This is a genomic window from Perspicuibacillus lycopersici (assembly GCF_025660475.1).
In the GTDB taxonomy this organism is placed as follows: Bacteria; Bacillota; Bacilli; order Bacillales; family Caldibacillaceae; genus Perspicuibacillus; species Perspicuibacillus lycopersici.
Genome location: NZ_JAOUSF010000003.1, coordinates 128,308 through 147,275, shown reverse-complemented (window position 1 = coordinate 147,275; position 18,968 = coordinate 128,308). Strand labels below are relative to the sequence as shown.

Below are 18,968 nucleotides of genomic sequence, written 5' to 3'. Positions count from 1 at the left end.
TCCCTATCTTCGGTCTAGAAGTATAATAATAGACAATAGTTGTTGCTTTTTATCATCTAAAGTCGCCTTCAATCGTTTTGTGACTAACACTTTGTTAAGAAATTTACTACGTAAGAACGGAGTAACTATATGAAAGAAATTATTATCGAAACAGAAAATTTTGTGAAAAATTTATTTCGTAATGATTCATCCGGACATGATTGGTACCATATGTTTCGGGTACGGAATAATGCATTGAAAATTTACTATCTAGAACAAAAAGGGAATCCATTTATAATTGAAATGGCAGCTCTTTTACATGACAGCATGGATGATAAACTTCATGATTCCCCAAATAAAGCCAGGCGCTCCTTACTTACTTTTTTACAAACTCAATCAATCAAGCAAAAGGATATTGATTTTATTATGGAAATTATTGATACCATTTCCTTTAAAGGAGGAAATGAGCTACCACTAACCTCCATTGAGGCAAAAATTGTTCGCGACGCTGATCGACTAGACGCAATTGGTGCCATTGGAATTGCGAGAACCTTTGCCTATGGCGGTAAAAAAGGTAATCCGTTGTATGACCCCAATATTGCAATTCGCGACAATATGACAATGGACGAGTACCGAAACGGGAAAAGTTCAACGGTTCATCACTTTTATGAAAAATTATTAAAATTAAAGGGTTTAATGCAAACAGAAAGCGCAAGAAAATTAGCAGAAGAGCGCGACCAATTTTTACATTTATTTTTACAGCAATTTTTAAAAGAGTGGAATGGTGAAATATGCAACTATTAAATGCATTAAATATACAAAAATCAATTGGGGAAAAACATTTATTTAATAACATTAGCTTTTCCGTTGGGGAAAAGGAACGAATTGGATTAATCGGTGTCAATGGAACAGGTAAATCTACATTATTAAAAATAATTGCAGGTATGGAGGATATGGATGAAGGATCCATCGTCAAGCCAAATGATTTTTCCATTGCCATCCTTCTACAAGAGCCGTTTTTTCAAGAGGATCTAACCATTTTAGAACAAGTGTTAGGTGCGGATAATAAAGTAAATAAAGTGGTTCGTTCCTATGAAATTGCATTGGAAGCATTGAATGAGAATCCAAAGAGCGAAAAACGACAACAAACATTTTTTCAATTGCAAAAGGAAATGGATAGTCTCGGTGGCTGGGATATTAGTGCGAAGGCGAAAACAATGCTATCGAAGCTAGGATTGCAAAATTACCACGAAAAAGTTAGTAATTTGTCAGGCGGTCAGAAAAAACGAGTAGCGTTAGCGGAAGTGCTAATGCATGAAGCTGATCTTCTAATACTAGATGAGCCGACAAACCATTTAGATTATGAAATGATTGAATGGCTCCAAGATGAACTGAAAAAATATACAAAATCAATTCTTTTTGTTACTCATGATCGGTATTTTTTAGATGCTGTATCAAATCAAATTTTTGAATTATTTAATGGAGAATTATTTACTTACAAAGGAAATTACGCGAATTATTTAGAAGCAAAAGCAATTCGTTTAGAAGAAAGTGATCGCCGACGGGAAAAAGCAGAGAATTTATATAAGCGAGAGCTTGCCTGGATACGACGTGGTGCACAGGCAAGATCCACGAAACAAAAGGCTAGAATTCAAAGGTTTGAGAGTTTAGATAAAGAGCTACAAAAAGGTACAAATAAAGATAATCTTGAAATGGCATTTACTACAACAAGATTAGGAAAAGATGTTATAGAAATAAAAGCTGCAAACAAGGCATTTTCAGGGAAAATAATTTTACGTGAGTTTGATCTTTTAGTGAATCAAAAAGATCGAATTGGGATAGTGGGAAAGAATGGAAGCGGAAAATCTACTTTGTTAAATATTTTTGCAGGAAAAGAACAGCTTGATGCAGGGGATGTCATCATTGGTCAAACGGTAAAAATGGCTTATTATACGCAAGAATCTGTGGATATGGACATTAATAAACGGATGATAGAATATATTAAAGAATCGAAGGAAAATATTACCACAACAGATGGTAAAATTATCTCTGCAGCTCAAATGTTAGAGCGCTTCTTATTTCCGATGCACACCCATGGAACACCGATTCGAAAATTATCAGGTGGAGAACGAAGAAGACTGTATTTATTGAAATTATTAATGGATGAGCCAAATGTCCTGTTATTAGATGAACCGACAAATGATTTGGATACTGAAACATTAACGATTTTAGAAGGGTTTTTAGAAGAATTTGCAGGGGTGGTAATTACAGTATCACATGACCGCTACTTCTTAGATAAAGTTTGCGATACACTGCTCGTATTCCAAGGAGAAGGGGTTATTGAAAGATATTATGGTAGCTATTCCGATTACTTGGAAAAATCGAAACTGGAGCTGCGCAAAGAAGAAGTAAAGGAAATCGTGAAACAAGCAGATAAGCAAGTAAAACCGGCAAAAAAACGGTTATCCTATATGGAAAAACGTGAATGGGATGAAATTGACGATAAAATTGCAGAAGCAGAAGGTAAAATTGCAAGTATTCAGGAAGAAATGCAAGCAACTGGTAGTGATTTTACGAAATTACAATCGCTGATGGCAGAAGAAGAAAAATGGAATCAAGAATTAGAACGGTTAATTGAGCGTTGGACGTATTTATCCGAAATGGCAGAATCGTAAAGTCATATGTTTTGCTATTTTTCCAAACGATTCGCTATGATAGAAATAAAATGTTTAAGGTGGAGAGAATGGCCATGAAAATTAGAGCGATTGAACCCACGCCAAGTCCAAATACAATGAAGATAATTTTAGATGTGGAACTACCAAGTGGGCAAAGAAATAATTATCGAAAAGATACAGTGGCGGATGCACCGAAGGAAATTCAACAAGTATTAGCAGTTGAAGGCATTAAAGGGGTGTTTCATGTTGCCGATTTTATCGCGGTAGAACGACATCCGAAGGTAGATTGGCAGGAAATATTGCCAAAAGTAAGAGCTGCGCTTGGTCAAGAGGAAAGCATGGCAGATGCTGTAGATAAAAAACGGCTCGATCACTACGGTGAAGTTAATGTCTTTATTCAAATGTTTAAAGGGATTCCGATGCAAGTTAAATTAACAGATGGAACGACAGAAAAGCGATATGGCCTCCCTCCGGTTTTTGTTGATGCTATTGCAAAAGCTCAATTACCAGAGGATAATGTCGTCTTGCAAAGAAAATGGGTGGAAAAAGGTGTACGATATGGAGATTTTGATCAAATAGGTCATGACATTGTGGAGGAGATAAGTGCATCATACCCACAGGAACGATTACATGATCTTGTAGAACTTGCAAAAAATCCAGAAAGTACAGAAATTCAAAAACGCTACCGAACGGTTACTTTAGATGATTTAAAGGATCCAGATTGGAAGAAGCGCTATGAAGTTTTGGAGCAAATGGCAGAACCGTCCGTAGCAGATTTATCCGTATTAGAAAAAGCATTAAGTGATGAAAAAGCATCCATTAGACGTCTTGCCGTTGTTTATTTAGGGATGATTAAGGATCCAATCGTTTTACCTTATATTTATCAAGGCTTAAAGGATAAAACGGTCACTGTTAGAAGGACGGCTGGTGATTGTTTAAGTGATCTTGGCTTTGTCGAGGCTATGGATGAAATGATTGCTGCCTTAAAAGATTCAAGTAAGCTTGTACGCTGGCGTGCGGCAATGTTTCTATATGAATTGGGTGATGAACGAGCACTTCCTGCATTAAAGACTGCTGAAAATGATCCAGAATTCGAGGTAGCGCTACAAATAAAAATGGCAATAGAAAGAATTGAAGGTGGAGAAGAGGCAAAGGGCTCTGTTTGGAGACAAATGACGGAAGCAAGAAATAATCGTTAGGAAGAACGAAAATTTCTATAGAAAATTGTTAATTGAGTTTTATAAAGAAAATCAATAATTTCTGTGCTTAGGAGGAAGATTAATTGAGCAATGCATACGAGGAATATATGAGACAGCTTGTTGTTCCAATGAGGGCAGAGCTAGTAGAAAATGGGTTTACTGAGCTGAGAACAGCTGAGGCAGTGGAAAAGTTTATGGAAACAGCGGATGGCACAACCTTCGTCGTTGTCAATTCTGTATGTGGCTGTGCAGGTGGACTAGCACGTCCAGCAGTTACCGAGGCACTGGCAACTACAGCAACTAGACCAGATCATTTAGTAACAGTGTTTGCTGGTCAAGATAAAGAAGCAACTGAAAAAATGCGGGAATATTTTAAAGGCTTGGCCCCATCCTCACCATCAATGGCAGTACTAAAAGGAAAGGAAGTTGTTCACTTTATTCCTAGAGAAGATATTGAGTACCATACGGTAGAGGAAGTAGTAGAAAATATTGTTACTGCATTTGGAAAATATTGTAATTAATCTGAAATTGAAGCTCAATTATCGCTGTCACAAAAGATAAAGGAATCCATCTTTTGTGGCATTTTTTTATTTTGGACAAGGATTACAGTAGAAAAAATATTTTCAAATCTTATGAAATCCTATAGAAACCCCTTACTTTCTTCGGAAAATATAGTATAATAGATAAAAGTACTAATAATCTATTATTTTGTACATAGGTAAAAGGAGTTCATTTTTATGAAAAAATGGCTTAAAAAATCATTTGTTGCACTCATTACATTAGTAACCTTTGGATTGGTGACACCGTATCAATCAATGGAAGCTGCTAGTGAGCATCTAGATAAGTCCGATAAAGATGATGTTATTGAATCTAAATCTGTAGAGCAAAGACAAGCTTTTGAATATGAACTTTTCGAGGAAACACGGGAATCGATACGAACAAATTTTTTAAATCAAGTATATGTAATGGGAGAATCCCAAGCTTGGAAAAAATTTGGTGAAAAAATCGGTCCTGTTATTGAGGATGAATTTCAAGATATTATTTTACCGAAAATAGAAACTGCAATAGAGGAAGTAACGAACCAATTTGATGATGAGGATTTACAATTTCTATCAATCTCACAAACTCCTGGAAAAGGAAAGAGTGAGAAAATCTTTCATATTTATAATGAAAAAACAGGAAAAGACATTATTCGCTTTCACGTGAGAAGAGACCTTCGTCCATTGGAAGGCTATTGGTTTAATTTTCACTACCATACGTATCACGATAATTTCCAAAGTCACCATGAATTAGGAGATATATATTGGGATAAAAATACTCCGCCACATTGGGCAAACTAAGGAAATTGTCACTGGAATTTCTATAAGAAAAGCACATACTTAATGATTATCCAGCATTTAAGTATGTGCTTTTTTTAGTCAATTTCTTGGAACAAACGGTATAGCAGAATTGGTAAAATACAATTGTAATATTTTTCTATTAGAAATTAATTCAACTATTTTATGATTACCCCATGTTATAATAAAATAGATTCCTATATAATTAGGAGAACTACCCTACAATTGATTTTTTGCATCCTAGAAGAAGGGAGTTTCTTCATGAGAAAGCAACTACTAATTCTCCTTTTATTTGCTATGCTTGTTTTTTGTCAACAATCGACCGCGGCATTCAAGTCTGTATTTTTAGAAAATATCAAAAATGCTTCTTCGTTAGCAACGATTCCATTACATTCAAGAGAATTATTAGAGTCCATCATTCTTTTACCTACCGCAGATTTTAATGAAATTGCTGCTGGGAAGATGATTCAACGAATTGATCAATTACCTGCTACATTATTGCAAAAAATTAAAGATAATAAAATTATTATTCTTTTATTTAATGGGAAATTAACCGATCAACCCACGACTAGGCATATGCAAGGACTAACTCCTAGAGGATATGCGCATACTACCACTACTTGGGATGATGTACCGGGATCAGGAGGCAGTGATATCGTATTAGTAAAAATAGGTGCGAGCGATAAAGGATCTGGACATGGATCAGTAAATCTAGAGCTTCATGAATTAGCACATTCTATTGATAAAATAGTGTTTAATAGAATTCGAGATGAAGAACAATTTTTATCCATATGGCGTGAGGAAGTAGACCCATTATTTGGAAGTCAGCCCTACTTTCAAACCTATCCAGAGGAATATTTTGCAGAATCGTTTGCAATGTTTTATGCTTATGAAAATACCCGAGAAATGTTAAAGGAAAAAGCGCCGAAAACCTATGCCTATATTGCAGGGTTAAAATAGATATATGAGGTGTATAGTGAAATGAAACAATATTTACAATTATGTGAGCATGTATTAAATAATGGAGTAGAAAAAGGGGATCGTACTGGAACAGGTACAATAAGCACCTTTGGTTACCAATTACGATTCAATTTACAAGAAGGATTTCCACTAATTACAACGAAAAAACTACATGTAAAATCCATCATTCACGAGCTCCTTTGGTTTTTAAAAGGAGACACGAATGTTAAATATTTACAAGAAAATGGCGTACGGATTTGGAATGAGTGGGCGGATGCAAATGGAGATTTAGGACCGATATATGGCTATCAATGGCGTTCCTGGACAGGTGCAGACGGTCAAACAATTGATCAAATAACAGATGTAATCAACCAAATCAAAACAAATCCAAATTCACGTAGACTAGTAGTTAGTGCATGGAATGTTGGCGATTTAGACAAGATGGCGTTAGCTCCTTGCCATACGTTATTCCAATTTTATGTTGCGGATGGGAAGCTTTCCTGTCAATTATACCAACGTTCAGCAGATGTGTTTTTAGGAGTACCGTTTAATATTGCATCCTATGCATTGTTAACATTGATGATCGCGCAAGTATGTGACCTCGAACCAGGTGATTTTGTGCATACATTTGGTGATGTTCATATTTATACAAACCATTTGGAACAAGTGAAATTGCAGTTAACGAGAGAACCTCGACCATTACCAGTAATGCGGTTAAACCCAGAGGTAAAAAATATTTTTGATTTTACGTATGGAGATTTTTCATTGGAGAATTATGACCCACACCCAGCAATAAAAGGAGTCGTTAGTATATGATTTCCTTTATATTTGCGATGGACGAAGAAAATGCTATCGGGAAAAACAATAATTTACCTTGGCATATTCCAGATGACTTACGCCGTTTCAAAAAAATTACGATGGGTCATCCTATTATAATGGGAAGAAAAACCTATGATTCCATTGGAAAACCACTACCTGGTCGAGAAAATATTATTATCACCAGAAACAAAACGTTTGTTGCGGAAGGCTGTATCGTTTTCTACGATATAAAGGAAATGATGGAGTATATAAATAAACAGAATGAAGAGTTTTTTGTTATTGGAGGAGCGGAAATTTTTCGTTTATTTCTTCCATTTGTAACGAAAATGTATGTAACGAAAATAAATCACCGTTTTGCTGGAGATGTTTTTTTCCCGGAAATGGATTGGAGTAGCTTCACGATTTCCAATCGAGAAAAAGGAAAAACCGATCCGAATGTTCCTTATGCATATGAATATATTTTATATGAAAAATAATAAAATATTGAAGAATTCGATGTTTTTTGGAGGAAATTTGCATGTGTGGTCGCTTTACATTAACCGCAGAACCATCTTATTTGATCGATGCGTTCCAATTACAATTTTTCCCGGATAATTATTTGTTAAACTATAACATTGCACCATCAGATGGAATATTAGCCGCAGTTCAATCTGTTAGCGGAAGAAAAGCAGGATTTATCCGGTGGGGGTTAGTGCCAAGCTGGGTAAAAAATCAAAAAGTATGGACGCCACTTATTAATGCACGCTCGGAAACATTAGAGAAAAAGGCTAGTTTTCGACATTTACTAGATAAGAAGCGTTGCATCATTTTTGCAGACAGTTTTTATGAGTGGAAGATGGTAAATGGGAAGAAAATTCCTTATAGAATAATGGCAAAAGATGACAAACCATTTGCCTTTGCAGGACTTTGGGATCGTAATAATTCTTCGCCTGCGGAGCTAGTCACCTGTACCATTTTGACGACAGTAGCAAATGGAGTAGTTCAGGACATTCATGAACGGATGCCAGTTATTTTAAATGGAGATGAAGCTATAGAAGCGTGGATAAATACAAAAAAATATCTTTTTGATGATATAAAAAATATTATGCAGCCATACCCGCAGGAAAAACAAAAACTATATGCCGTATCATCTATAGTAAATTCAATAAAGAATAATGATATTAATTGTATCGCCCCGTTAGTCAGTGAGTAGATCACTCACGTATTGTTATTGCAGATACTGAAATGTTAAGGATGTGCTAATATGTCAATAAAAATCGTTACGGATTCAACAGCAGATATAAACAAAGAAATGTGCGAACGCTATCAAATATCCGTTATTCCAATGCAAATCATTCTTGATGGAAAAACTTATATCGATAGAGTAGACATTACACCGAACGAATTTTTGGAAAAAATGAAAGCTGCGGATGAATTACCGAAAAGCTCTCAACCATCTATAGGTCATTTTATTGAGCTTTATGACCAATTGTCTGCGGATGGTAGTGAAATTATTTCCATCCATTTAGCAGGGGAATTAAGTGGTACTGTACGAACTGCTCATGCGGCTGCACTTCAATGTAATGGAAAAGTAACAGTTGTCGATTCTACTTTTATTTCGAAGGCGCTAACTTTCCAAGTAGTAGAGGCAGCAAAAATGGCACAAGAAGGAAAAACGGTAGAAGAAATCGTTAATCGATTGAACCATATTCGTTTACGTACAAAATTATATGTAGTAGTGAATACTTTTGAAAATCTTGTAAAAGGCGGTAGAATTGGAAAAGGAAAAGCGTTAATTGGTTCCTTATTAAAGATTAAACCGATTGCTTCATTGGAGGATGGTATTTACACCCCAATCGCAAATGTCAGGAGCTATAGCCAAGTCGTAAAAAATTTAGTTAAACATTTAAAAGAAGATACCGACGGCAAAGAAATTAAGGAAATTGGCATCGTTCATGCAGATGGTATGGAGCTTGCAACATTATTAAAAGAAAAAATACTAGAGGCCTTTGAGCATCTAGAAATTCTAATTGAGGATACAACGCCAATTATTAGTACCCATACTGGTCCTGGGGCAATTGGCTTTATGTACTACGCAGAATAATTGATTACCATAAACCAAACCAATCAAGTGGAGAGCCTTTCCGATGATTGGTTTTTCTTCCATTCCATGCTAGTAAACGTTTAGAAAAAGAAAAGTCATTTATATTTTGTTTATTCTAGTAATTTGATACAATATGCTTGGATGGGAGGGGAATCATTGTTACATATAAAAAAAATCTTTTTATTCGTTTTACTTTTATTTATAGTTAGTGGTTGTGGGAAACAATCGATTCAAAATGGAGTCGAATGGCCAATAGAGGATTTTAAATTTATAAATCAAAATGGTGAATCTGTTTCCAATGTGGATTTACAAGGAAAAGTGTGGATTGCCAATTTTATGTTTACTAACTGTACCACTGTTTGTGGTCCAATGTCAGCGAATATGGCAAGAATTCAACGATTAATTGCAGAGGAAAAATTAGAAAATGTAGAGTTAGTATCTCTATCAGTGGATCCTGAAGTAGATAGTCCAGAAATATTAAAAGAATATGCCACAAGATTCACAGAAGACTTTAGTAACTGGAACTTTTTAACAGGGTATGCCCAAAAATTTATCGAACAATTTGCATTCGATAATTTTCATGCACATGTTATAAAACCTGAAAATGATAATCAAGTCATTCATGGTACAGATTTTTATTTAGTAAATCAAGAAGGAACGATTGTTAAATATTATAGTGGTGTAAGTGACGTACCATATGAAGAAATTATGAATGATATTAACCTATTATTAGAAAAATAAATGAGAAGGAACATTTCCTTTAAATACCAGTACAGCCTTTTATTTTTAGAGGCTGTATTTCTGTTTTAAGATGGATGAACATGATATAATAAAAGATAGAAAATTAACTAAAGCAGGTGAACATATGAAAAAAATCACCTTCATCTTCCTAATTATTTTCCTAATCCTATTTGCAAGTATACCCTTGTTTTCTTCACCCTCCAATGTAACCATTCAAGCAGAACGGAAGAGTACATCTTTAGTAAAGCAAAGCCTTCCGGCCGATTTCATTCCAAAAACATTGAAAATAGCAGCTCTTGGGGATTCGCTTACTGAAGGAGTAGGCGATAGTACGCATGAGGGTGGTTATTTAAAATATTTAAAAGATGAGTTAATGGGATTAAAAGGGGTAAAAGAGGTTGTTGTTGAAAATCATGGGGTAAAAGGAAATAGAACAGATCAATTACTTGCTCGCATGGAAAAACCAGACGTTAAGCAAGATACGGAGGCAGCAGATATTGTTTTATTAACCATCGGTGGAAATGATATAATGAAGGTCGTCCGTGATAACTTTGCAAACTTGCATATTGATAAGTTCAACGAGGAACAAAAGCAATATGAAGAAAACTTACATGCGATTATTTCGAAGGTAAAAGAGGATAATCCGGATGCAGTAATCTTACTAATTGGATTGTATAATCCATTTTCACAAATGCTGTCAGGGATTAAGGAATTTGATCAAATACTTAATAACTGGAATAATGCTGGGAAAGAAATCGTTACTTCCTATGAAAATGGGTATTTTGTGGAGATTGAGGATATTTTTTCCAATGGTAATGATACAGAAGTGCTATATGAGGATTTATTCCACCCGAACGATAAGGGCTATGAAATGATTGCAGATAGAGTTTTTTCAACATTAACGGTAGATATCGAACCAGTTTTAAATGAATGGTTTGTGATAAAGGAAGAAGCGAATGAAGAAAATTAGATGGTCATGGAAATTAGCATTTTTTTGCTTAGTTGGAATTAATATTTTGGTGTTTGTACTGTTATTTATATTAATGGTGTTACCTACTAGTGATGGAATAATACCGAATAAACAAGAGCTTACTACTGAAAATGTATCGTTAAATATCCAATCTTCAAAGGCGGATTTAAATCGGTTAATTAACTATTATATTGAAAAAGAAGAAACCGATAGTGATAATGGCGGATCAATTGATTATCAAGTCCAATTAACAGACGAAGTGGAACTATATGTTACAATTCCAGTATTTAGTGAATCGATTGAAACAAAATTAACGTTTCTACCAAAAGCATTAAAAAATGGAGATTTATTATTGACACAAGAATCTGTTAGTATTGGACAGTTACATTTACCTGTCACATATATCATGAATTTCTTGAAAAAAACATATCATTTTCCAGAATGGGTAGAAATTTTCCCAAATGAGAAAACTATTTATATTCATTTAACAGATCTTGAAATACAAAATAATATGGAAATAAGAGCAAATGAATTTGATTTAGAAAAGGATAATATCTCATTTTCCCTTATTGTAAATCCTAAATAGAAAGAAACCAACGAACAGCGTATGCTCGTTGGTTTCTTTTTTTACGTCATTTTTTATGGAGGCAAGATTTCTTGAAGGAAGAAAAGCATTATGATATTCATGCTGGAAACGATGGTCCAATAATATCAGTCTATTAAACTATAATTTTACATTAAAATACGTAATCCTTTTGGATAGAAATTTTTAACAATCGCATCGACTTCTTTTCCCCAACCAAGTGGAAAGTCATCTATAGTTACAAGAACCCAGCCTTTATACTTTTCTGTCCCTTTTAAAGTTTCCCCTTTTAAATAGCGGAGCCAATATTGCTTATCTGTAGTTAACTGGAGAAATTGTTTTACTTCGTTTAAATGTAGTGAAAGTGCAAAAGCATGGTTTGGTTCAAACCGGTTTTTTTTCATTTCTCCAAGATGGAGCCCAGCACGTAAAATTTTTAGTCCTTTTAAATCAGGACAATGGTCAGGAAGAGAATGTAAAACATTTCCAAATAATGCTAAATTTGAAAAGAGAGGATTTTGTAAAATGGTTTGTTGAAATGCGATAAACTCCTTCAATTCATTTTGACGAATGTTTATTATCATTTCCTTTGTTTTGGTCTTTTTCGGCTCTAAAGAACTACGTTTTCTTAATTTTGCCGCAAAATGTCCTTCACCCTTCATTTTATGTGGCCATAGGCGAGCACATTTTTTTATATCGGTTATGTTTGATTTTGTCCATTCCGGTATTGCATCTTCAATTCCAGCAGATTTTTCAATTGGCAATAATTCCATGTCTGGATATTCGGTTAAAAACCACTCTACTATTTGTTCATTTTCTTCTGGGGAAAAGGTACAAGTAGAATATACGAGAATTCCGTTTTCTTTTAACATAGAATAGGCTTCCTGCAATACTTCTTTTTGCAATCGTTGACATGTAAGAACATGATCTTCATTCCAATATTTAGTTGCTTCTGGATCCTTGCGAAACATGCCTTCTCCAGAGCAAGGAGCATCTACCAATATTTTATCGAAATAGTGATTAAAATGTTGCGCTAATCGTTGTGGTGTTTCATTTGTAACAATTGCATTTGAAATGCCAAATCGCTCGATATTTTCCGATAGGACTTTTGCTCGTTTTGGATGGATTTCATTAGAGATAAGGATTCCTTTATTCTCCATTGCTGCCCCAATTTGCGTCGATTTTCCACCAGGGGCAGCACATAAATCTAGAATTTTTTCACCAGGCTTTGCATCAAGTAAGCTTGCGACAAACATAGCACTCGGCTCTTGAATATAGTAAACACCAGCAGCATGATAGGGATGCTTACCAGGTTCCGTATTTGTATAATTGTAGTAGTAACCGTTAGCAACAAACGGAATTTTTTCTAATGGAAATGGGCTGATATTCTCCCATTGTTCGGTTTTAATTTTAAGGGGGTTGATCCGTAAACCTGCTACTCTGGCTTCGGAGAAGGCATCAAAAAATGCGTCTGCTTCTTCTGCTAATAAATGTTTCATTTTCTCAATGAACTCTAATGGAAGCTGTGTCATTAAAAAAATATGCTCCTTTCATTCTATGTCTAAGATGGATATCTAAAAAGTATTTTAACAAAATAATAGTAATTAGCCTATGAGAAATATTAGGATAGGGCTTTTGTTGCGTAATATTTTACTATATATAGGAATTTCGGGTACAATCTTAACAAGTGAAAAATTATTTTAGGGAGTGATAGGATTTGACAGAAAATAAACAAGAAATAGCAACGTTTGCTGGTGGTTGTTTTTGGTGTATGGTCAAGCCATTTGATCAATTCCCTGGCATATTAAAGGTAATATCTGGATACACTGGTGGTCATAAAGAAAATCCTACATATGAAGAAGTTTGTACTGAAACAACCGGGCATCGGGAAGCTGTCCAAATAACGTTTGATCCTAGGATAATTTCCTATGAGCAATTGTTGGATATTTTTTGGCAACAAATAGATCCGACAGATGCAGGTGGTCAATTTTATGATCGTGGTACATCCTATCAAACCGCCATTTTTTATCATAGCCCGGAACAAAAGGAAAAGGCAGAACGTTCGAAACAAGCGTTAGAAGCGAGTAAAAAATTCAAGAAACCGATTGTTACGCCAATAATACCCGCTGCTACATTTTATGAAGCAGAAGATTATCATCAAAAATATTACCAAAAAAATCCTGTCCGCTATGAAGCTTATCACCAAGGGTCAGGACGTGCGAATTTCATTAAAACACATTGGGGGAAAAATCATGAGTAATAAAGAAGAAGTGGTAAAAAAATTAACACCAATGCAATATGAGGTAACCCAAAATAATGGGACAGAGCCTCCATTCCGAAATGAATTTTGGGATCTTTTTGAAGAGGGTATTTATGTAGATATTGTATCAGGAAAACCATTATTCAGCTCTCGCGATAAATATGATGCAGGCTGTGGTTGGCCAAGCTTCACAAAAACAATTGATGAGGCAGAGATCATTGAAAAAACAGATACAAGTCATCATATGGTTCGTACAGAGGTAAGAAGTAAATCAGCAGATTCTCATTTAGGCCACGTCTTCCCAGACGGGCCAGGTCCAAATGGACTGCGTTATTGCATCAACTCTGCTGCCCTACGTTTCATACCGAAACAAGACTTAGAAAAATCAGGATATGGCGCGTATAAAAAATTATTTGATTAAAAAAAATGTATAGTTTAACTGTTCAAGAAAGAATGCCAATGTTTTAAGTGGCATTCTTTTTTTTCCGCGGTTAATCCTATTTATAGAAAGATAAAGAATATCATTGCCACTGGGCAAACGCACAAACGAGGCAATTACCTATCCCATATAGTAGTAATATATCTTGGCTAAAAAGATGAAAGGGTGATTAATATGTTTCCAAGTGGATGCAGTAGTTGTTCCTATCCAGTTTACGGATACGGTTATCCAGTAGCAAGAGGTGGAATCTCCTTTGCATTAATCGTTGTGCTATTTATTTTACTAATCATCATTGGCGCAAGCTGTTTTGGAGCATAATCTAAAACCGTTAACCATTATTAAAGAATTCAATAAAAAGGGACCTAAATGGTCTCTTTTTATTGTAGAAAAATATTTACTAAGAGATAAGGACATAACGAAAAAACATTATTTTTTTTGATTGAAAAATGCAGTTTTTATGATGAGAATAATATTGATTTCCGTTTTCTGGGACACTTTCCCCAGATCCGTCTCGAGTCTCCTCGTTACTGCATGCTTGGCGGGGTCTCGAGTCACGGGCTATTCCCGGAGGAGTGGTCCCTTCACTCTAATCAATTTTCATAAGTATCCAATTCTTTTTTTTGTATAAGAAATTTTTTAAAAAAATCACTTATGAACTAGCCTCAATTTATTTAATGCCTTCCTACGTTATGAATTCTTTATTTCATAATGAAAGGAAAATTTCTTTTCAAGATATTTCAACTAAAATAGGCATTCGATTATTTTATTTTACATACAATATACCAGAATAACGGTAAGTATATTCCATCAATAGTTGGTCGTTTTATGATTTCTGCCAACGTTTCGTTTTTCATTGTTGCCTTACTTTTAAAGGAGGCGTAAATGGCCATGAATAAATCCTATGTAATCAAACCGATAGTAGATGAAGAGCTTCCTATGATTTCTCATGGAAGTGGTATTTATCTTTATGATGTCACTGGCAAAGAGTATATAGATGGCTGTTCAGGCGCAGTGACAGCTAATATCGGTCATGGAATTCAAGAAGTCTTGAACAAAATTAATGAACAAGGGAAAAGAGTCTCATTTGTTTATCGTTCCCAATTTACCAATGAAGCTGCTGAGCAATTAGCAAAAAAACTTATCGATTCGATTGGCAGTGAATTTGACGGAGTATTTTTTGTTAACAGTGGATCAGAGGCTACTGAGACCGCATTAAAAATCGCCATACAATATTGGCAAGAAAAGGGAAACTTTAAGAAAACGAGAGTTATTTCTCGTTGGTTAAGCTATCATGGGATTACGAATGGAGCATTATCCATGTCTGGTCATCCACTAAGGAGAGATCGCTTTACCGAGCTTCTCCAAGATTATCCTACATTGAACCCACCTTATTGCTATCGTTGTCCTTTCCAGCTAAACTATCCAGAATGTCAATTACAATGTGCAAACGAATTAGAATTAATGATTGAAAGAATTGGTGCCGATCATATTGCAGCATTTATTGCAGAACCAATAATTGGTGCTGCTGGTGGTGCAGTTACTCCACCGAAGGATTACTATGGCAAAATTGCCGAGATCTGCAAAAAATACGATATTTTATTTATAGCCGATGAAGTAATGACAGGGTGTGGACGTACTGGGAAAATGCTAGGAATAGAGCATTGGGGAGTTGTTCCTGATATTGTAGCATTAGGAAAGGGATTGAGTGCAGGATATAGTCCATTGGCAGCAACGATTGTTCACAAACGGATATTGGAACCAATTAGAAGTGGCTCCAAATCTATTATGAGTGGTCATACATTAAGTGCGAACCCAGCATCCACTGCTGCGGGTTTAGCTGTCTTGGAATTTTTAGAGAGTAATAAAGTAATAGAAGCTGTTGGGGATAAAGGGGAATATTTAATCAATCAGTTAAAGAGTTTTCAAGGAAAATATCACACTATAGGAGATGTTCGCGGCCTCGGATTATTGATCGGACTGGAAATTGTTTTGAATCGCATAACGAAACAGCCGTTTCCACGAAGTCAACAAGCAACATTCGAGTTGATCCGGATAGCGAAGGAAAAGGGCTTGCTCCTATACCCATCACAGGCTGGAAATGATGGCATACATGGCGATGCCGTCATTGTAGCCCCACCATTGACCATTACAAAGGAAGAAATCGATGAATTAATCCTACGTCTGGAACAAACGATGGACGAATTTGAAGCACAAATGCTTGATGAAAGAGGAAGAGAATGATGGAAAATCCATTTGGAAAAATCACGACATATAAAGAGCTAGCCAAATATTTTCATCATAATATGTCACTAATGTATGGTGGTTTCGGCGGAATTGGAACCCCACCAAGTGTCATTGAATTTATTCTTGAATTAGGTATTAAGGATTTGTATTTAATTGGGAATGATACCGGATTTCCGAATATCGGAATAGGAAAATTAATAAGTCATGAACGGGCAAAAAAAATCACCGTATCTCATATTGGCTCCAATCCAATCGCAGGAAAGCTGATGAATGAAGGAAAGCTAGAAATTGAATTTTCTCCACAAGGAACATTAGTGGAACGGATTCGTGCAGGCGGTGTAGGGTTGGGAGGAATTGTTACTGATATTGGTATCGAAAATGAACAAACGAAACAAGGAAAACAAATGGTTACAATCAACGGTAAGAAATATTTGGTAGAGCAATCGTTAACAGCGGAAGTATCAATCGTATATGCGAAGCAATCCGATCCTTATGGAAATTTAACGTATGATAAAAGTGCTAGAAATACGAATCCACTCGTTGCAATGGCAGGAGACATTACGATTGCTGAAGTGGACGAAATTGTTCCACTCGGTAGCATTCATCCCGAGGATGTCATTACTCCCGGTGTCTTTATTGATTATATTGTTCCAACACAAGGGGTGAATTGGAAATGGGTATGGCAATAGAGGATCGCAATCGAATTGCAAAAAGAGCAGCGGCAGAAATAGAAGATGGGATGGTTGTCAATCTAGGTATTGGCATTCCATCATTAGTACTTAACCATTTACAAAATAAGAATAACATTATGTTTCACTCAGAAAACGGCATTATTGGCATGGGCCCAAGCCCAAAAAAAGGAGAGGAAGATGAAAATTTATGTAATGCAGCAGGGTATCCTGTGACGATAAGAAAAGGTGCTAGTTATTTTGATAGTACTATTGCCTTTGCGATTGCAAGAAGAGAAAAATTAGATGTTACCATTCTCGGAGCACTTGAGGTGAGTGAAACGGGGGATATCGCAAACTGGATTGTTCCAGGCAACCGTGTTCCTGGAATGGGGGGAGCAATGGAGCTTGCAAAAAAAGCAAAAAAAGTAATTGTAGTGATGAGTCATTTTGACAAATATGGCAATTCAAAAATAGTTCCTAGCTGTTCCTTGCCTTTAACTGCAAGCAGCTGTGTCGACTTGATTATTACGAATGTAGGAGTATTTCATGTAACGAAAAATGGTTTAATATTAACGGATATATTTTTACCATATACAGTGAATGAAGCTAAAAAACAAACAACTGCAAAATTTTCAGTATCTCCTACATTAGCGATTATTGAGTAATTTGCTAGGCATAGGAGAATGGAAATGTTTTTCCTCTTCCCAAAGAAAAGGAGGGATTATTTATTGAATGAACCATTGGCTCGTGTTAATCAGTGGATGGATGATAATCAACCGAAGCTTATTCGTTTTTTGCAACAATTAGTACAGGAGGATAGCACAAGAGGAAATGAATATAAAGGGCAAGCAGTCATCATCGAAAAATGTCGTGAGCTTGGTCTAGCATTAGACATTTGGGAAATTGGGAAGGAAACGACAGAGCATCCTTATTTTTATTCTGATCGTACAGAATTTATTGGTAATCCTAATGTAGTTGCAACGTTACGGGGGAGTGGTGGTGGTAAATCATTGATTTTAAATGGCCATATTGATGTTGTACCAATCGGAAATCGTGCGGATTGGAAAATCGACCCGTTTAGTGGAGAAGTAAAAGAAGGCAAGTTATATGGTAGAGGTTCGACTGATATGAAGGGTGGAACTGCAGCATTAATATATGCTATGGAAGCGATAAAAGCTTGTAACATTATATTAAAAGGTGATTTGATATTCGAAAGTGTCATAGAGGAAGAAAGTGGTAGTGCAGGATCGTTAGCAACTGTGTTGCGCGGATATAATGCAGATGGTGCTATTATTCCAGAGCCTACCAATCTAAAAATTTTTCCAAAGCAACAAGGCTCACTATGGTTTCGGATACATGTATTTGGAAAGTCAGCCCACGGTGGCACGAGATATGAAGGGGTAAATGCAATAGAGAAGGCAATCCAGGTGATTCAGGCAATTGAACAATTAGAAAAAAGAAGAAATGCGTCCATTCATGATCCGTTATATAAAAATATTCCTATTCCAGTCCCTATTAATATAGGAAAAATTGCAAGTGGGAGCTGGCCATCATCTGTTCCAGATCTTGTCGTATTGGAAGGGCGTATGGGGGTTAAGCCAGAAGAAATGGTAGAGGATGCAATGGTAGATATGGATCAAACACTCCAGCTATTAATTAAAGAGGATCCTTGGTTTAATCAAAAGCCACCTACTTTGGAATGGTTTGGTGCAAGATGGCTGCCAAGTACAATTGAAAAGGACCATCAGCTAGTTACTATATTACAAGATTCCTATAAAAATATTACCGGTACAGATGCCGTCATAGAAGCCTCTCCATGGGGGACAGATGGGGGGATGCTTTATCATGCAGGGAAAATTCCAGTTGTTATTTTTGGACCAGGAACTACTGCGCTAGCACATGATAGCAACGAATATATCGAATTAGAGAAAGTCTTTATCGCAGCAAAGACAATTGTTCAAGCGGTGTTACAATGGTGCGAAATTGATGAATTATCATGAGGTGATAG

At 35.8% G+C, this 18,968-nt stretch carries 21 protein-coding genes; 20 read left to right on the top strand and 1 reads right to left on the bottom strand.

Going from position 1 to position 18,968, the window contains the following annotated elements:
- Positions 1 to 129 precede the first annotated feature (129 nt).
- The 13 genes from OEV98_RS08720 (at position 130) to OEV98_RS08660 (ending at position 11,349) form a co-directional block, all read left to right on the top strand.
- Positions 130 to 783, top strand: a complete 654-nt coding sequence (locus OEV98_RS08720) for an HD domain-containing protein (protein WP_263072881.1) — start codon at positions 130 to 132, stop codon at positions 781 to 783.
- A complete protein-coding gene (locus OEV98_RS08715; RefSeq protein ID WP_263072880.1) occupies positions 771 to 2,654 on the top strand; it encodes an ABC-F family ATP-binding cassette domain-containing protein in 1,884 nt (627 codons plus the stop codon). The genes OEV98_RS08720 and OEV98_RS08715 overlap by 13 nt, the downstream gene beginning before the upstream one ends.
- A gap of 74 nt (positions 2,655 to 2,728) precedes the next feature.
- Positions 2,729 to 3,853 carry a conserved virulence factor C family protein gene (locus tag OEV98_RS08710; protein ID WP_263072879.1) on the top strand — a complete coding sequence of 375 codons (1,125 nt, stop codon included), beginning with the start codon at positions 2,729 to 2,731 and terminating at the stop codon, positions 3,851 to 3,853.
- Positions 3,854 to 3,936: 83 nt separating this feature from the next.
- Positions 3,937 to 4,374 (top strand): BrxA/BrxB family bacilliredoxin, encoded by a 438-nt coding sequence (locus tag OEV98_RS08705; RefSeq protein ID WP_263072878.1) that lies wholly within the window; start codon positions 3,937 to 3,939, stop codon positions 4,372 to 4,374.
- A 216-nt stretch (positions 4,375 to 4,590) separates the two neighbouring features.
- Positions 4,591 to 5,193 (top strand): YpjP family protein, encoded by a 603-nt coding sequence (locus OEV98_RS08700; protein WP_263072877.1) that lies wholly within the window; start codon positions 4,591 to 4,593, stop codon positions 5,191 to 5,193.
- A gap of 258 nt (positions 5,194 to 5,451) precedes the next feature.
- Positions 5,452 to 6,150 carry an anthrax toxin lethal factor-related metalloendopeptidase gene (locus OEV98_RS08695; protein WP_263072876.1) on the top strand — a complete coding sequence of 233 codons (699 nt, stop codon included), beginning with the start codon at positions 5,452 to 5,454 and terminating at the stop codon, positions 6,148 to 6,150.
- Between the two features lie 21 nt (positions 6,151 to 6,171).
- Positions 6,172 to 6,966, top strand: a complete 795-nt coding sequence (locus tag OEV98_RS08690; RefSeq protein ID WP_263072875.1) for a thymidylate synthase — start codon at positions 6,172 to 6,174, stop codon at positions 6,964 to 6,966.
- On the top strand, positions 6,963 to 7,445 hold the full coding sequence (locus OEV98_RS08685; RefSeq protein ID WP_263072874.1) for a dihydrofolate reductase: 483 nt from the start codon (positions 6,963 to 6,965) through the stop codon (positions 7,443 to 7,445). Before OEV98_RS08690 ends, OEV98_RS08685 begins: the two co-directional genes overlap by 4 nt.
- Positions 7,446 to 7,486: 41 nt before the next feature.
- Positions 7,487 to 8,161: an SOS response-associated peptidase gene (locus tag OEV98_RS08680; protein WP_263072872.1), complete on the top strand. Its 675-nt coding sequence runs from the start codon at positions 7,487 to 7,489 to the stop codon at positions 8,159 to 8,161.
- A gap of 51 nt (positions 8,162 to 8,212) precedes the next feature.
- The gene (locus OEV98_RS08675; RefSeq protein ID WP_263072871.1) at positions 8,213 to 9,052 is read left to right on the top strand and encodes a DegV family protein; all 840 of its coding nucleotides are present in this window, start codon (positions 8,213 to 8,215) and stop codon (positions 9,050 to 9,052) included.
- Positions 9,053 to 9,208: 156 nt separating this feature from the next.
- Entirely contained in the window at positions 9,209 to 9,793 is a 585-nt protein-coding gene (locus OEV98_RS08670) for an SCO family protein (RefSeq protein WP_407676501.1), read from the top strand.
- Positions 9,794 to 9,917: 124 nt separating this feature from the next.
- Positions 9,918 to 10,763, top strand: a complete 846-nt coding sequence (locus OEV98_RS08665) for an SGNH/GDSL hydrolase family protein (RefSeq protein WP_263072870.1) — start codon at positions 9,918 to 9,920, stop codon at positions 10,761 to 10,763.
- Positions 10,750 to 11,349: a YpmS family protein gene (locus tag OEV98_RS08660; protein WP_263072869.1), complete on the top strand. Its 600-nt coding sequence runs from the start codon at positions 10,750 to 10,752 to the stop codon at positions 11,347 to 11,349. Before OEV98_RS08665 ends, OEV98_RS08660 begins: the two co-directional genes overlap by 14 nt.
- A 146-nt stretch (positions 11,350 to 11,495) precedes the next feature.
- Here the strand turns inward: OEV98_RS08660 and OEV98_RS08655 are convergent, their stop codons facing one another.
- Positions 11,496 to 12,878 carry an RsmB/NOP family class I SAM-dependent RNA methyltransferase gene (locus OEV98_RS08655; RefSeq protein ID WP_263072868.1) on the bottom strand — a complete coding sequence of 461 codons (1,383 nt, stop codon included), beginning with the start codon at positions 12,876 to 12,878 and terminating at the stop codon, positions 11,496 to 11,498.
- 185 nt (positions 12,879 to 13,063) lie between these two features.
- Here OEV98_RS08655 and msrA point away from each other — a divergent pair, with 185 nt between their 5' ends.
- The 7 genes from msrA (at position 13,064) to OEV98_RS08620 (ending at position 18,960) form a co-directional block, all read left to right on the top strand.
- Positions 13,064 to 13,606, top strand: coding sequence for a peptide-methionine (S)-S-oxide reductase MsrA (msrA, locus tag OEV98_RS08650; protein ID WP_263072867.1), 543 nt, complete (start codon positions 13,064 to 13,066; stop codon positions 13,604 to 13,606).
- The gene (msrB, locus tag OEV98_RS08645) at positions 13,596 to 14,027 is read left to right on the top strand and encodes a peptide-methionine (R)-S-oxide reductase MsrB (protein ID WP_263073551.1); all 432 of its coding nucleotides are present in this window, start codon (positions 13,596 to 13,598) and stop codon (positions 14,025 to 14,027) included. Before msrA ends, msrB begins: the two co-directional genes overlap by 11 nt.
- A 192-nt stretch (positions 14,028 to 14,219) precedes the next feature.
- Positions 14,220 to 14,363: a YjcZ family sporulation protein gene (locus tag OEV98_RS08640; RefSeq protein ID WP_263072866.1), complete on the top strand. Its 144-nt coding sequence runs from the start codon at positions 14,220 to 14,222 to the stop codon at positions 14,361 to 14,363.
- 570 nt (positions 14,364 to 14,933) lie between these two features.
- Positions 14,934 to 16,286 (top strand): aspartate aminotransferase family protein, encoded by a 1,353-nt coding sequence (locus OEV98_RS08635; RefSeq protein WP_263073550.1) that lies wholly within the window; start codon positions 14,934 to 14,936, stop codon positions 16,284 to 16,286.
- Positions 16,286 to 16,978: a 3-oxoacid CoA-transferase subunit A gene (locus OEV98_RS08630; protein WP_263073549.1), complete on the top strand. Its 693-nt coding sequence runs from the start codon at positions 16,286 to 16,288 to the stop codon at positions 16,976 to 16,978. Before OEV98_RS08635 ends, OEV98_RS08630 begins: the two co-directional genes overlap by 1 nt.
- Complete coding sequence (locus tag OEV98_RS08625) at positions 16,963 to 17,625, top strand: 3-oxoacid CoA-transferase subunit B (RefSeq protein WP_263072865.1); 663 nt, start codon at positions 16,963 to 16,965, stop codon at positions 17,623 to 17,625. Before OEV98_RS08630 ends, OEV98_RS08625 begins: the two co-directional genes overlap by 16 nt.
- A 63-nt stretch (positions 17,626 to 17,688) precedes the next feature.
- Positions 17,689 to 18,960, top strand: coding sequence for a peptidase (locus OEV98_RS08620; protein ID WP_407676500.1), 1,272 nt, complete (start codon positions 17,689 to 17,691; stop codon positions 18,958 to 18,960).
- Positions 18,961 to 18,968: the final 8 nt, after the last annotated feature.

Coding starts and splice junctions, on each gene's coding strand:
- OEV98_RS08680 (WP_263072872.1), top strand. CDS start 7,487: ATGTGTGGTCGCTTTACATTAACCGCAGAACCATCTTATTTGATCGAT.
- OEV98_RS08710 (WP_263072879.1), top strand. CDS start 2,729: ATGAAAATTAGAGCGATTGAACCCACGCCAAGTCCAAATACAATGAAG.
- OEV98_RS08640 (WP_263072866.1), top strand. CDS start 14,220: ATGTTTCCAAGTGGATGCAGTAGTTGTTCCTATCCAGTTTACGGATAC.
- OEV98_RS08720 (WP_263072881.1), top strand. CDS start 130: ATGAAAGAAATTATTATCGAAACAGAAAATTTTGTGAAAAATTTATTT.
- OEV98_RS08635 (WP_263073550.1), top strand. CDS start 14,934: ATGAATAAATCCTATGTAATCAAACCGATAGTAGATGAAGAGCTTCCT.
- OEV98_RS08675 (WP_263072871.1), top strand. CDS start 8,213: ATGTCAATAAAAATCGTTACGGATTCAACAGCAGATATAAACAAAGAA.
- OEV98_RS08625 (WP_263072865.1), top strand. CDS start 16,963: ATGGGTATGGCAATAGAGGATCGCAATCGAATTGCAAAAAGAGCAGCG.
- OEV98_RS08715 (WP_263072880.1), top strand. CDS start 771: ATGCAACTATTAAATGCATTAAATATACAAAAATCAATTGGGGAAAAA.
- OEV98_RS08660 (WP_263072869.1), top strand. CDS start 10,750: ATGAAGAAAATTAGATGGTCATGGAAATTAGCATTTTTTTGCTTAGTT.
- OEV98_RS08655 (WP_263072868.1), bottom strand. CDS start 12,878: ATGACACAGCTTCCATTAGAGTTCATTGAGAAAATGAAACATTTATTA.
- OEV98_RS08630 (WP_263073549.1), top strand. CDS start 16,286: ATGGAAAATCCATTTGGAAAAATCACGACATATAAAGAGCTAGCCAAA.
- OEV98_RS08700 (WP_263072877.1), top strand. CDS start 4,591: ATGAAAAAATGGCTTAAAAAATCATTTGTTGCACTCATTACATTAGTA.
- OEV98_RS08665 (WP_263072870.1), top strand. CDS start 9,918: ATGAAAAAAATCACCTTCATCTTCCTAATTATTTTCCTAATCCTATTT.
- OEV98_RS08685 (WP_263072874.1), top strand. CDS start 6,963: ATGATTTCCTTTATATTTGCGATGGACGAAGAAAATGCTATCGGGAAA.
- OEV98_RS08690 (WP_263072875.1), top strand. CDS start 6,172: ATGAAACAATATTTACAATTATGTGAGCATGTATTAAATAATGGAGTA.
- OEV98_RS08695 (WP_263072876.1), top strand. CDS start 5,452: ATGAGAAAGCAACTACTAATTCTCCTTTTATTTGCTATGCTTGTTTTT.